This window comes from Streptomyces sp. NPDC051677, assembly GCF_044453465.1.
In the GTDB taxonomy this organism is placed as follows: Bacteria; Actinomycetota; Actinomycetes; order Streptomycetales; family Streptomycetaceae; genus Streptomyces.
On record NZ_JBITCT010000015.1, the window covers coordinates 136,610 to 149,464 of the forward strand.

Annotated in this window: 15 protein-coding genes; 6 read left to right on the forward strand and 9 right to left on the reverse strand. The window is 70.7% G+C overall.

What is annotated here, in order from left to right; translation table 11 throughout:
- Positions 1-15: 15 nt before the first annotated feature.
- The 3 genes from ACIBAF_RS19840 to ACIBAF_RS19850 form a co-directional block, all read right to left on the reverse strand.
- On the reverse strand, positions 16-1,470 hold the full coding sequence (locus tag ACIBAF_RS19840; protein WP_399464506.1) for a peptidoglycan D,D-transpeptidase FtsI family protein: 1,455 nt from the start codon (positions 1,468-1,470) through the stop codon (positions 16-18).
- A 118-nt stretch (positions 1,471-1,588) separates the two neighbouring features.
- Entirely contained in the window at positions 1,589-2,059 is a 471-nt protein-coding gene (locus tag ACIBAF_RS19845) for a GNAT family N-acetyltransferase (protein ID WP_399464507.1), read from the reverse strand.
- Between the two features lie 32 nt (positions 2,060-2,091).
- Positions 2,092-2,865, reverse strand: coding sequence for an IclR family transcriptional regulator (locus ACIBAF_RS19850; RefSeq protein ID WP_399464508.1), 774 nt, complete (start codon positions 2,863-2,865; stop codon positions 2,092-2,094).
- 160 nt (positions 2,866-3,025) lie between these two features.
- On the opposite strand from ACIBAF_RS19850, the gene ACIBAF_RS19855 reads away from it, so the two are divergent.
- On the forward strand, positions 3,026-4,555 hold the full coding sequence (locus ACIBAF_RS19855; protein WP_399464509.1) for an aldehyde dehydrogenase (NADP(+)): 1,530 nt from the start codon (positions 3,026-3,028) through the stop codon (positions 4,553-4,555).
- A gap of 102 nt (positions 4,556-4,657) precedes the next feature.
- Positions 4,658-5,266 (forward strand): DUF1349 domain-containing protein, encoded by a 609-nt coding sequence (locus ACIBAF_RS19860; RefSeq protein ID WP_399464510.1) that lies wholly within the window; start codon positions 4,658-4,660, stop codon positions 5,264-5,266.
- Here ACIBAF_RS19860 and ACIBAF_RS19865 read toward each other — a convergent pair.
- Positions 5,226-5,441 carry a hypothetical protein gene (locus ACIBAF_RS19865; protein ID WP_399464511.1) on the reverse strand — a complete coding sequence of 72 codons (216 nt, stop codon included), beginning with the start codon at positions 5,439-5,441 and terminating at the stop codon, positions 5,226-5,228. The two genes, ACIBAF_RS19860 and ACIBAF_RS19865, sit on opposite strands and share 41 nt — an antisense overlap.
- 337 nt (positions 5,442-5,778) lie before the next feature.
- On the opposite strand from ACIBAF_RS19865, the gene ACIBAF_RS19870 reads away from it, so the two are divergent.
- The 4 genes from ACIBAF_RS19870 to ACIBAF_RS19885 all read left to right on the forward strand — a co-directional run bounded on the left by ACIBAF_RS19870 (position 5,779) and on the right by ACIBAF_RS19885 (position 8,630).
- The gene (locus ACIBAF_RS19870; protein ID WP_399464512.1) at positions 5,779-6,297 is read left to right on the forward strand and encodes a GNAT family N-acetyltransferase; all 519 of its coding nucleotides are present in this window, start codon (positions 5,779-5,781) and stop codon (positions 6,295-6,297) included.
- A gap of 58 nt (positions 6,298-6,355) precedes the next feature.
- Complete coding sequence (locus ACIBAF_RS19875) at positions 6,356-7,072, forward strand: DsbA family oxidoreductase (protein ID WP_399464513.1); 717 nt, start codon at positions 6,356-6,358, stop codon at positions 7,070-7,072.
- Between the two features lie 97 nt (positions 7,073-7,169).
- Positions 7,170-8,222: an aminotransferase class V-fold PLP-dependent enzyme gene (locus ACIBAF_RS19880; RefSeq protein ID WP_399464514.1), complete on the forward strand. Its 1,053-nt coding sequence runs from the start codon at positions 7,170-7,172 to the stop codon at positions 8,220-8,222.
- 222 nt (positions 8,223-8,444) lie between these two features.
- A complete protein-coding gene (locus ACIBAF_RS19885; RefSeq protein ID WP_399464515.1) occupies positions 8,445-8,630 on the forward strand; it encodes a hypothetical protein in 186 nt (61 codons plus the stop codon).
- On the opposite strand, the gene thpD is transcribed toward ACIBAF_RS19885, so the two are convergent.
- The 5 genes from thpD to ACIBAF_RS19910 all read right to left on the reverse strand — a co-directional run bounded on the left by thpD (position 8,614) and on the right by ACIBAF_RS19910 (position 12,682).
- Positions 8,614-9,510 carry an ectoine hydroxylase gene (gene thpD, locus ACIBAF_RS19890; RefSeq protein ID WP_399464516.1) on the reverse strand — a complete coding sequence of 299 codons (897 nt, stop codon included), beginning with the start codon at positions 9,508-9,510 and terminating at the stop codon, positions 8,614-8,616. The two genes, ACIBAF_RS19885 and thpD, sit on opposite strands and share 17 nt — an antisense overlap.
- A complete protein-coding gene (locus tag ACIBAF_RS19895; RefSeq protein ID WP_399464517.1) occupies positions 9,507-9,911 on the reverse strand; it encodes an ectoine synthase in 405 nt (134 codons plus the stop codon). Before ACIBAF_RS19895 ends, thpD begins: the two co-directional genes overlap by 4 nt.
- Positions 9,912-10,008: 97 nt before the next feature.
- Positions 10,009-11,280: a diaminobutyrate--2-oxoglutarate transaminase gene (ectB, locus tag ACIBAF_RS19900; protein WP_399464518.1), complete on the reverse strand. Its 1,272-nt coding sequence runs from the start codon at positions 11,278-11,280 to the stop codon at positions 10,009-10,011.
- Between the two features lie 91 nt (positions 11,281-11,371).
- Positions 11,372-11,896 carry a diaminobutyrate acetyltransferase gene (gene ectA / locus ACIBAF_RS19905; RefSeq protein ID WP_399464519.1) on the reverse strand — a complete coding sequence of 175 codons (525 nt, stop codon included), beginning with the start codon at positions 11,894-11,896 and terminating at the stop codon, positions 11,372-11,374.
- A 258-nt stretch (positions 11,897-12,154) separates the two neighbouring features.
- Entirely contained in the window at positions 12,155-12,682 is a 528-nt protein-coding gene (locus tag ACIBAF_RS19910; protein WP_399464520.1) for a DinB family protein, read from the reverse strand.
- Between the last annotated feature and the right edge of the window lie 173 nt (positions 12,683-12,855).

Genomic DNA, 12,855 nt, shown 5'->3' on the forward strand with positions numbered 1-12,855 from the left:
TTGACGGGACAGCCCTTAGTTCTTCTTCAGTGCCGCCTCCATCATCGCCTTCGCGACGGGGGCGGCCAGCCCGTTGCCGCTGACCTCGGAGCGTGCCGCGTCCGACTGTTCGACCACGACCGCCACGGCGACCTCCTTGCCGGCGGACTTGCCGTACGAGGTGAACCAGGCGTACGGCGCCTTGCTGTTGTTCTCGCCGTGCTGCGCCGTGCCCGTCTTGCCGCCGACGGTGACGCCGTCGATGAGCGCGTTCGTGCCCGTGCCCTTCTCGACGACCGTCTGCATCGCCGACTGCAACTGCTCGGCGGTGCCGGAGCTGACGATCTCCTTCGCCGACGCCTCGTCGTCGTAGTCCTTGAGGACATCGCCGCCGCCGTCGGTGATCTGCGAGACCATGTGCGGCGAGACCAGCTTGCCGCCGTTGGCGATGGCGGCCGACACCATGGCCATCTGCAGCGGGGTCGCGGTCACGTCGAACTGGCCGATGCCGGTCAGGGCCGTGGACGACTCGTCCATGTCGGACGGGTACACGCTTGGGTACGCCCGCACCGGCACGTCCTGGCTGTCGTCGTTGAAGCCGAACTTCTCGGCCATCGCCTTCAGCTTGTCCTGCCCGAGCTGCACGGCCATGTGCGCGAACACGTTGTTGCAGGAGTACTGCAGCGCGACCCGGATCGTGGCGTTCTCGCAGGGCGCGGAGGGGTTCTCGTTGCTCAGGTCCGTGCGCGTGCCCGGCAGCCTGTACGGGTCCGCGCTGTCTGTCTTCTCGTCCACCGACGAGTACAGCCCGTCCTCCAGCGCGGCCGCCGCCACGACCAGCTTGAACGTGGAGCCCGGCGCCAGCGGCTGGCGCAGCGCCCGGTTGGTGAGCGGCTTGTCGGAGTCCGCGTTCAGCTGCTTCCAGGCCGTCCCGGCCGTGTTGGCGTCGGTCAGCGACGACGGGTCGTACGACGGGGTCGACACGACCGCGAGGATCTGGCCGGTCTTCGGGTCGATCGCGACGGCGGCGCCCTTCTTGTCGCCGAGCGCGTCGTACGCGGCCTTCTGGACGTCCGGATCGATCGTGGTGATCACGTTGCCCGGGTCGGCCCGCTTGTTCGTGACCGTGTCCAGCGCCGTCTTCAGACGGGTGTCGGTGCCGTTGAGCAGGCTCGTGTAGATGCCTTCGAGCTGCGTCGGGGCGTAGCTCTGCGAGGCGTAGCCCGTCACCGCCGCGTACAGCTTGCCGTTCGTGTACGTGCGTTTGTATCTGAGGTCGCCGCCCGACGTGACGGCCGAGCCGGTGATCGCCTTTCCGGCCACGATGATGTTCCCGAGCGGCTCCGCGTACGTCTCGATCGCGTTGCGCCGGTTGTTCTTGTCGTCCGCGAGTGCCTGGCCCTCGTAGAACTGCACCCAGGTCGCCCGGATCAGCAGGGCGAACACCAGCAGCAGCGAGAAGACCGAGGCGCGCCTGATCGTCTTGTTCATTGCGATGAGAAGGACGAACGGGAATCGATCGATCGTTCCCGTCCGCCCGGAATTCTCATCGTCCGTTCATGTGGGGTCCAAGGGCCCGTGATCGCAGGCCCTCTCGTCCGAGGCCGGTTCAGGACTCCAGCCGCAGCACGAACTCCTCGATCTCCTCGCCCCGCGCGTTCGCGTAGTCGGTGGCCTGCGCGGTGCGCCTGAAGCCGCACTTCTCCAGGACCCGCAGCGAGCCGGCGTTGTCGGCCGCCGCCCGCGCGAACAGCGGACGCTCCCCGACCTCGCCGAGCAGGGCCAGCAACGCCGTCGTGGCGACGCCCCGTCCCCAGTACGCCCGGTCCACCCAGTACGTCACCTCGCGCTCGCCCGGCTCCCCGTACACCGCCGCGCTGCCGACGACGTCCCCGTCGGCGAGGATCGTGCGCGGCACGGCGGACGAGGAGCGGATCTTCTTCCAGTGACGGTCGAAGGCGTCCCGGTCGGCCGGATCCTTCGGGGTGAACGCGGCCATCCTGAGGGACTCGGGGTCGTTCATCTGCCGGAAGAACACCGGCAGATCGCTGTCGTGGACCTGGCGCAGGGTGATCAGCATGCCGCACAGCCTACGTCGGCGCCCGGCACGCCTCAGAGGCGACGGGTCGCCAGCGTGAGCCGGTCGCGCGCGTCGAACAGGGCGTCCTTCACCATCTGCTCGTGCGCGGGCGTGAGTCTCGCCACCGGCACCGAGCAGCTGATCGCGTCCCGGGCCGGCGTGCGGTACGGGATCGCCACGCCGAAGCAGCGCAGGCCCAGCGTGTTCTCCTCGCGGTCCACCGCGATGCCCTGCTCGCGGACCTGGTGCAGCTCCTCGATGAGCCTCTCGCGGTCCGTGATGGTGTGCTCGGTCAGCGCCGGGAGCGTCTCCGGCAGCATCTTGCGGACCTGCTCGTCGGTGTAGGTGCTCAGCAGCGCCTTGCCGAGGGACGTGGAGTGGGCGGGCAGCCGGCGGCCGACGCGGGTGAAGGGGCGCAGGTAGTGCTGGGACTGGCGGGTCGCGAGGTAGACGACGTTCGTGCCGTCGAGCCGGGCCAGGTGGATGGTCTCGGTGGTGTCGTCCGAGAGCCGGTCGAGGGTCGGCCGGGCCGCCGCGACGACCTCGTCGCCGTCGATGTAGGAGGTGCCGACGAGCAGCGCCCGCACGCCGATGCCGTACCGTGTGCCCGTCGCGTCCGTCTCCACCCAGCCGAGCTCCACCAGGGTGCGCAGCAACATGTAAAGACTGGACTTGGGATATCCGACGGCCTCCTGGACCGATGCCAGGGAGTGCATCCCTGGGCGGCCGGCGAAGTATTCCAGCAGCTCAACCGTCCGCACCGCGGACTTGACCTGCGCCCCGCCCCCCGTCTCGCCAGCCGACATCGCCCTTGACCCCTTCGTTCGACGAGAAGCTGAAGATATAGTCTCGAACAGCATATTCACCATCAGAGACGGCGTTCAGCATATCGAACATCCCTGGTGGGTGAGCCAGTACCAGAGCCTGTACCGAACATGGCCAGTACCAAGCGTGGAGGGACCCGCGGTGGCAGCAGCACCAGTCTGGAGTGTCGACCCCCGAACCGGGAAGCAGCGTGAACAGGTCGCGGTGGAGGCCACGGCCCAGGAGGTCGACACCGTCGTCCGCGCCGCCCACGACGCGCGCGGCTCACTCGCCGACCGCACCGTCCGCGCCGCCTTCCTGCGCTCCGCCGCCGACCGGCTCCAGGCGGCCAAGGACACGCTCGTCGAGGTGGCCGACGCCGAGACCGCGCTCGGCCCGGTCCGGCTGAACGGCGAGCTCGCCCGCACCTGCTACCAGCTGCGGGCCTTCGCCGACATCGTCGACGAGGGCGCCTTCCTGGACGTCGTCATCAACCACCCCGACGACACCGCCACCCCGCCCATCCCCGACCTGCGCCGCTACAAGGTGCCGCTCGGCGTGGTCGCCGTGTACTCGGCCTCCAACTTCCCCTTCGCGTTCTCCGTCGCGGGCGGCGACACCGCGAGCGCGCTCGCGGCCGGCAACCCGGTCGTCGTCAAGTCCCACCCCGACCACCCGGCGCTGTCCGAACTGGTCGCCAAGGTGCTGCGGCACGCCGCCGCCGAGCACGGGATCCCGGAGGGCGTGCTCGGTCTCGTGCACGGCTTCGAGGCCGGCGTCGAGCTGATCCAGCACCCGCTGGTCACCGCCGCGGGCTTCACGGGCTCCATCCGCGGCGGCCGGGCGCTGTTCGACGCGGCCGCCGCCCGGCCGACGCCGATCCCGTTCCACGGTGAGCTGGGGTCGCTCAACCCCGTCGTGGTGACGGAGGAGGCCGCCGCCGAGCGCGCCGAGACCATCGGCGCCGGGCTCGCCGGGTCCATGACCCTGGGCGTCGGGCAGTTCTGCGTCAAGCCCGGGCTGGTGCTGGTGCCGTCCGGCGCGGCCGGCGACGGCCTGGTCAAGTCGCTGACGGACGCGGTGAGCGACACCGACGCGGGCGTACTGCTCGACCACCGGATGCGGGACAACTTCATCGCCGGGGTCGCCGAGCGCGCGGAGCTGGTCGACGTGGAGTCGCCGGTGACGCCCGGTGCGGGCGGGGAGCACACCGTCAGCGCGGGCTTCCTGACCGTGCCCGCGGCTCGGCTCGCCGCCGAGGGGGAGCACGACCTGCTGCTGGAGGAGTGCTTCGGGCCGGTCACCGTCGTGGCCCGCTACGACGACGAGGCCGAGGTCAAGGCCGTTCTGTCGCGGCTGCCCGGGAACCTGACGGCGACGGTTCAGCTGTCCGAGGGGGAGGCCGCCGGCCAGGGGCGGGGGTCGGAGATCATCGCCGAGCTGACTCCGCTCGCCGGGCGCGTGCTGGTGAACGGGTGGCCTACGGGCGTGGCCGTCGCGCCCGCTCAGCATCACGGGGGGCCGTACCCGGCCACGACGTCCACGTCCACGTCGGTCGGCGGGACCGCCATCGAGCGGTGGCTGCGGCCCGTCGCCTATCAGAACGCTCCGGCCGCGCTGCTGCCGGCGGAGCTGCGGGACGAGAACGAGCTGGGGCTGCCGCGGCGGTTCAACGGGCAGCTGGAGCGGTAGCGCTCCGGGCGGGTCCCGCAGGGGCGAGGCTGTTCGGCGCCGCCGCCGGTCGATACAGCCCCGCCCCCCTCGGTGACTCCGCCCACCCTGGATAATCGGGCCATGGATGTCTCCCTTCCCGAACTGCCCTTCCCCCTCCGCACATATGGGCCCGACGGGCACTGGCTGTATGAGGACAGGGTGTTGATCGGGTGGGCCGGGGCTCGTCAGGACCGGTTCGTGCCGCCCACCGGGGAGGCGTTGGACCCCGCTGCCGACGCGCCCCGGCTGCTCGGGGCGCCCGAAGGGGACTTCCAGCTCATCGCCCGCGTCACCGTGGGGTTCAACTGGGCCTTCGACGCGGGGGCGTTGTACGTCCATGTCGGTGAACGGGCCTGGGCCAAGCTCTGTCTGGAGTACTCCCCGGATGTGGCGACCGTCTGCACGGTGGTCACCCGGGGGCACTCCGACGACGCCAACTCCTTCACCGTGGAGGGGAGTTCGGTCTGGCTGCGGGTGAGCCGGACCGGCCGTGCCTTCGCCTTCCACGCCTCCCGGGACGGCAAGCGCTGGACCTTCGTCCGGCTGTTCACGCTCGGCGACGAGAAGGAGACCGGCGCGGCCCTCATCGGGTTCATGACGCAGTCGCCGATGGGGGACGGGTGCGTCGTGACCTACGACCACCTCGAGTTCAGGACCGAGTGGCCGGACGACCTGAGAGACGGAAGCTGAGCGCACCCGCCACCGCGAGCAGCGCCGCGCTGACGACCAGGCCCGCCCGCATGCCCTGGGTGAGGCCGGTGGAGACCAGCGCCCCGAACACCGCGATGCCCAGGCCCCCGGCCACCTGACGGCCCGCGAGGGCCCGGGCCGCCGGGCCCGCCCGCTCGGCCGACGCCGCTTCCATCAGCCCGGCCGTCAGCGGGGCGCACGGTCAGCGCGCAGCGCAGAGCCGTCGGGACGAGCAGCGGCGCGCTGATGGTCAGGCCCGCGCGCATGCCCTGGGCGAGGCCGGTGGAGACCAGCGCCCCGAACACCGCGATGCCCAGGCCCCCGGCCACCTGACGGCCCGTGAGGGCCCGGGCCGCCGGGCCCGCCCGCTCGGCCGGCGCCGCCTCCATCAGCCCGGCCGTCAGCGGGGCGCACGGTCAGGGCGCAGCGCAGAGCCGTCGGGGCCCGGGCGCCTGCCGCGCCCGGTTCGGCCGGGTCGGAACCGGGCAGCAGGCCGACACGTCCTCGGTTGCATGATCGAAGAACGCGTCACGGGAGACCGGGTGATCCGCACCGCCGTGCCCGCCGAGGCGGAGACCGTCGCCGCCCTGCACGCCCGCGCCCGGGCGACCTACTACCCCGACGGGATCCCGCAGGACGGCGCCGACTGGCTCGCGAACTGGCGCACCGCCATCGAGCGGCCCGACGGCCAGGTGCTCTGCGTCGTCGAGCGGGGGCGGATCGTCGGCCTCGCCTCGTTCCGTACGCCGGACGGGGCGGGCGCGGACACCGTCAAGCTGTTCCAGTTCCACGTCGACCCCGACCACTGGCGCGGCGGCATCGGCACGGCCCTGCACACGGCCTGCGCTGAGCAGTGGCGGGCGGACGGCCGCTGCACGGCGGTCCTCGACGTGCACGTCGACAACCGGCGGGCCCAGGCCTTCTACGCACGCCAGGGCTGGTTCCCGGACCCGCAGAACCCGCCCGCGCAGGGCGACCACCATCTCTTCCTGCGCTACCGCGTTCCGTACCCGGGGAATGATCCTCACTGATTGAACGTTCACGTAGCCGGCGGGGGGAGCCTCCGTACCCGTACGAGCTGGAGAGAACATGAAGGTCGAGATCTGGTCGGACATCGCGTGCCCCTGGTGCTACGTGGGCAAGGCCCGCTTCGAGAAGGCGCTCGAGGCCTTCCCGCACCGCGACCAGGTCGAGGTGGTGCACCGTTCCTTCGAGCTGGACCCCGGCCGCGCCAAGGGCGACGTCCAGCCCGTGCTGGCCATGCTCACCAAGAAGTACGGCATGAGCGAGGCGCAGGCGCAGGCCGGCGAGGAGAACCTGGGCGCCCAGGCCGCCGCCGAGGGTCTCGACTACCGCACCCGCGACCGCGACCACGGCAACACCTTCGACATGCACCGCCTGCTGCACCTCGCCAAGGAGCACGGTCGGCAGGACGAGCTGATCCAGATCCTCTACCGGGCCAACTTCGCCGAGGAGCGGTCCCTGTTCTCGGAGGGCGACGAGCGTCTCGTGGAACTGGCCGTCGAGGCCGGTCTCGACGCCGACGCCGTCCGCACGGTCCTCGCCGACCCGGCCCGCTACGCCGACGAGGTCCGCGCCGACGAGCGCGAGGCCGCCGAGCTGGGCGCCAACGGCGTGCCCTTCTTCGTCCTCGACCGCGCCTACGGCGTCTCCGGCGCGCAGCCCGCCGAGGTCTTCGCCCAGGCCCTGACCCAGGCCTGGGGCGACCGCTCCCCGCTGAAGCTGATCGACGACGGCGGCGCGGAGGCCTGCGGTCCCGACGGGTGCGCGGTGCCGCAGCACTGAGAAACCGCAGGTGAGAGGCGATCCATAAGCCGTCCTTAGCGGAATCACGTAAAAATCGGCAATGGACGAGGGGTTCTGGGGGTCCCACAGTGGATCCATGGAGACCTTCGAGAGCCTCGTCCGCGCCGAGTTCACCCCGAAGACGACGTATCTGAACACCGCGAGCAACGGCCTGCTGCCCGCCCGCACCGTCGCCGCCCTGCACGAGGCGGCACTGCTGCGGGCCGAGGGCAGGCCGCTGACTCCGCTGTACGAGGACGTCGAGGCATGCCGGGCCGCGTACGCCCGGCTGGCCGGCGTCCCCGTCGCCCGGGTGGCGCTGGGCGCCTCGGTCGCCGCGCACACCGGCGTGATCGCCGCCTCGCTCCCCGCGGGCGCCGAAGTGCTCACCGCCGAGGACGACTTCACCTCCGTGCTGAACCCGTTCCACGTCCGCGGCGACCTCAAGGTCCGCGCCGTCCCGCTGGAGCGGATCGCCGAGTCCGTCCGCCCCGGCACGGCGCTGGTCGCGGTCAGCGCAGCCCAGTCCGCCGACGGCCGGATCGCCGACCTGCCCGCCCTGCGCGAGGCCGCCCGCACGCACGGGGCGCGCACCTACGTCGACTTCTCACAGGCCGCCGGCTGGCTGCCGACCGACGCCGACGCCCACGACTTCTCCGCCGCCGTCTCCTTCAAGTGGTTGCTCGGCCCGCACGGCGCGGCCTTCCTGGTGGTCCCGGAGGACTTCGGCGGACTGTCGCCGATCCTCGCGGGCTGGGTCGCGGGCGAGGAACCCTGGGAGAGCTGTTACGGCCCGGTGGCCGAGCCCGCCCACTCGGCACGGCGGTTCGACCTGACGCACGCCCTGTTCACCTACGCCGGACTGCGCCGCTCCCTCGAACTGGTCGAGGAACTCGGCGTGACGGCGATCGGCGCCCACGACCGCGCCCTCGCCGACCGCTTCCGCACGGGCCTCGCCGCCCTCGGCCACGAGCCCCTTCCCGCGCCCGGCTCGGCGATCGTCTCCGTGCCCGAACTGGGCTACCGGCAGCCCGAGTTGGGCGAAGCCGGCATCCAGGTCTCCAGCCGCTCCGGCAACCTGCGCGCCTCCTTCCACCTGTTCAACACGCCCGCCGACGTCGACCGCCTGCTGGACGCGCTGTCGGGCTGACGCCCCGGCCCGCAACGGCCCGGACGGCCGCCGTCCGGGCCGGCAGCCGCCCGGGCGGTCGCCGCCGAGATCGGCGCCGGACGCACCGGCATCCGCCTCTCGCCCGGCAACCCCGTCAACGACATCCACGAGCCCGACCCGGAGCCCACGTACACCGCGCTGGTCACCGAACCGAACCGGACCGGCCTCGCCTACCTGCACGTCCTGGAGTTCGACGGCAAGGTGCGGGACCTGACCGTTCAGCTGCGCAAGCAGTTCGGCGGCGCACTCATCCTCAACCCCGCGACCGACGGCCCGACAGGCCCGGACGTCCTCACCCTGATCGAGGAGGGCGTCGCGGACCTCGTAGCCTACGGCCGGCTCTTCCTGGCCAACCCGCGCCGACCGGCCGTCAGCGGACCGGCGTGAAGTCCCGGGCCCCGATGAACTCCGGCCGCCGTATCGGCGCCGCGAACGGCTCCACGGCCGTGTTCTCCACGCTGTTGAACACGACGAACACATTGCTGCGCGGGAACGGCGTGATGTTGTCGCCGGACCCGTGCATGCAGTTGCAGTCGAACCAGGTCGCCGAACCGGCCTTCCCGGTGAACAGCTTGATGCCGTAGTCGCTCGCCATCGCGGTCAGCGCCTCGTCGGACGGCGTGCCCGCGTCCTGCATCTGCAGCGACTTCTTGTAGTTGTCCTCGGGCGTGGCCCCGGCGCAGCCGAGGAACGTCCGGTGCGAGCCCGGCATGATCATGAGCCCGCCGTTGGTGGCGAAGTTCTCGGTCAGCGCGATCGAGACGGACACCGTCCGCATGTTCGGCAGACCGTCCTCGGCGTGCCAGGTCTCGAAGTCGGAGTGCCAGTAGAAGCCCCCGGCCCCGAAGCCCGGCTTGACGTTGATCCGCGACTGGTGGACGTACACGTCCGAGCCGAGGATCTGCCGCGCCCGCCCGACGACCCGCTCGTCGCGCACCAGGGAGGCGAACACCGGGCTCAGCTTGTGCACCTCGAAGACGGACCGGATCTCCTTGGACCGCGGCTCGACGATCGACCGCTCGTCGGCCCGGATCTCCGGGTCGGCGACGAGCCGCTCCAGCTCCCGCCGGCAGACGGCCGCCTCGTCGTCGCTGATCAGCTGGTCGACGGAGAGGAAGCCGTCGCGCTCGTACGTCTGGAGGTCGGCCGTCGCGATCGGGCCGGGGGCGTCGGGGGAGCCCCAGACGACGGGGTCCTGGCGGGGCACGGACACCTCGGTGGCGCCACGGGTGGGATACAGATCGGTGAGCGTGGTCACGGTGCTCACACCTCCTCGGGCTCGGTCAGCAGGGGGTAGACGCCGTTCTCGTCGTGGTCCTCCCGTCCGGTCACGGGCGGGTTGAACACGCAGAGGCAGCGGAAGTCCTCCTTGACGCGCAGCGTGTGCCGCTCGTGTCCGTCGAGGAGGTACATGGTGCCGGGCGTGATGCTGTGCGTCAGCCCGGTCTCGTGGTCGGTCAGCTCGGCCTCGCCCTCGACGCAGACGACGGCCTCGATGTGGTTCGCGTACTGCATCGACGTCTCGGTGCCCGCGTACAGAATCGTTTCGTGCAGCGAGAACCCGACCCGTTCCCGGGCGAGGACGATGCGTTTGCTCTCCCAGGTGCCGGACGCCGCCCGTACATGCCGGTCGGTGCCTTCGATGTCCTTGAACGAACGGACGATCACGGTGGTGCGATGCCTCCTAGGTAGGTGAAACGGGGAGATCGTGGGTTTCTGCGGGCGTCGGACGGTTTCGGTACGTCTCGGACGGTTGCCGTACGCCTCAGACGGTTTCCCGGACGGCGCGGGCGACGACGCTCATGCCCTCGTCCAGTTCCTCGGGGGTGATGGTCAGGGCCGGCAGCAGTTTGACGACCTCGCTCTCCGGGCCCGACGTCTCGATCAGCAGCCCGAGCTCGAAGGCGCGTCGCGCGACCCGCTCGGCGCGCGCCTTCTCGTGGAACTCCAGGCCCCATACGAGTCCACGGCCCCGGTACTCCCTGACGTCGGCGAGGTTCTCCTCGGTGATCGAGATGAGTGCCTGCTCGATCTGCTCGCCCCGCGCCCGGGTCTGCTTCTCCATCGCGGACCCGTCGGCCCAGTACGTCTCCAGGGCGGCGGTGGCGGTGACGAACGCCGGGTTGTTGCCGCGGAAGGTGCCGTTGTGCTCGCCCGGCTCCCAGATGTCCAATTCGGGCCTGAACAGGCACAGCGACATCGGCAGCCCGTACCCGCTGATGGACTTGGACAGGGTGACGATGTCGGGCGTGACCCCGGACTCCTCGAAGGAGAAGAAGGCCCCGGTGCGCCCGCATCCCATCTGGATGTCGTCGACGATCAGCAGCATGTCCTGCCGCTCGCACAGCTCCTTGAGCGCCCGCAGCCACTCCGGGCGCGCGACGTTGATGCCGCCCTCGCCCTGCACGGTCTCGACGATCACGGCGGCGGGCTTGTTCAGCCCGGACCCCTGGTCCTCGAGGAGCCGCTCGAACCAGAGGAAGTCCGGGACGGTCCCCTCGAAGTAGTTGTCGAACGGCATGGGCGTGCCGTGCACCAGCGGGATCCCGGCCCCGGCCCGCTTGAAGGCGTTGCCGGTGACGGCGAGCGAGCCGAGCGACATCCCGTGGAAGGCGTTGGTGAACGACACGATGGCCTCGCGCCCCTTCACCTTCCGCGCCAGCTTCAGCGCGGACTCCACGGCGTTGGTGCCGGTCGGGCCCGGGAACATGACCTTGTAGTGCAGGTCGCGCGGGCGCAGCACCAGATCCTGGAAGGTCTGCAGGAAGGTCCGCTTGGCGACGGTGGACATATCGAGCCCGTGTGTGACGCCGTCCCGCATCAGGTAGTCGACCAGCGCCCGTTTCAGTACAGGGTTGTTATGGCCGTAGTTCAGTGACCCGGCGCCGGCGAAGAAGTCCAGGTACCGGTGACCGTCCTCGTCGTACATGCGGCTGCCCTGCGCACGATCGAAGACGGCGGGCCAGCCGCGGCAGTAGCTGCGCACCTCGGACTCGAGGGTCTCGAAGACGCTGAGGTCGGGCTGGGTGATGGTCACGACGAAACACTCCTTGGTGTGGGGGTGAGAAGGAGAGAGGACGTGGGGGGAAAGAGGTGGGGGGACGGGAGGGGGAGCGGGGAGGAGCAGGTCACAGGGCGCGGAGGGGGAGGGGCCCGATGCGGTACAGCACTTCGGGGTCGTGCGGGCCGTCGGGGAACAGCCCGGCGCCGAACAGCACCTCGCGGGTGACGGCGGCACCGTGCCGGTCGGCGAACGAGGTGAACAGCCGCTCGGACGCGGTGTTGCCGGGCGTGATCGTGGTCTCGACGGCGGTGAGCGGGCGTTCGGCGGCGACCCGCGCGGTCAGCCCGTCGAGCAGTGCGGCGGCGAGGCCACGACCGCGGTACGCGGCGTCGACCGCCACCTGCCAGACGAGCAGGGTCCCCGGGTCCTCAGGCCGTACGTAGCCGGTGACGAACCCGACCGGCTCGCCGCCGTCCCCGCCCTCCGCCCGCACCACCGCCGAGGTGGCGGCGAAGTCGCGGCACCACAGCAGATAGCTGTAGGAGGAGTTCAGATCGAGCGTTCCGGATTCCTTGGCGATACGCCAGAGCGCGGCCCCGTCCGCCACCGACGGACGGTCGATACGTAGGTCTGCTTGTGCGGCAGTCATGCGGATTGAACTTACCCAGGGAAATTCAATAACGCATGGAGGGGCCGTGGTGATTCCGTGATGCCGCACGGGCGACTGACCGATACGCCCCTTTATTCACCCCTGCAAACCGCACATATCGCACACGTTGTGCAATGCGTCACGCGGTCGTAACCGGCCGGAAATTCCCTGCGTTTAGCCGCAGGGAATCCGGGCAGAAGACTCAGGGAAGCTATCCTCGCAAAGAAACTCGGGGAGAATTCCCGAATCATCGTGGATTCAGTATCCGGTAACCCCGTCGATACGCTCCCGGAGAATGTCCGCGTGCCCGTTGTGCCGGGCGTACTCCTCGATCATGTGGATGAGCACCCAGCGCAGGCTGACCTCAAGGCCGGCCATCGGGCCGTCGGGGATCCGCCCGGCGTCCTCCAGCGACCGCCCGGCGATCAGCTCGCGCCCCCGCGCGATCTCCCGCCGCCAGACGGTCAGCGCCTCGTCGAGCCCCCGCGAGGCATCGAGGGCGTACCCGCCCTCCTCCCCGAAGACCGGCGGCACGTCCAGCCCGGCGAACGCCCGCTGGAACCAGTTCCGTTCGACCTCGGCGAGATGCTGAACCAGCCCGAGCAGCGTCAACTCGGACGGCTCGGCGGCCTGCTGCCGCACCTGCTCGTCGTCCAGTCCCGCGCACTTCAACGCAAGCGTTCTCCGATGGAACTCCAACCAGCTTTCCAGCATGGGGAGTTCATCACCGGTCAGGAGCGGGATGGATCGGCCGTCGGGGAGCGTCCGGGGCTTGTCGATGGTCATGAGGGGAGGATGGCATGGGGGGCTGACATCGATCAGCGGGACTGAGGGATCGCGGCGCGAGGTGCGGTGCGAAGCGCCGCCACAGGCCGGTTCCGGCGTCGCAGTGCAGGAACGGCGGTTCGACGTAGCCGTCCTCCAGCCAGGGCTCGTAGCCGTCGAAGTCGGGGGAGTCC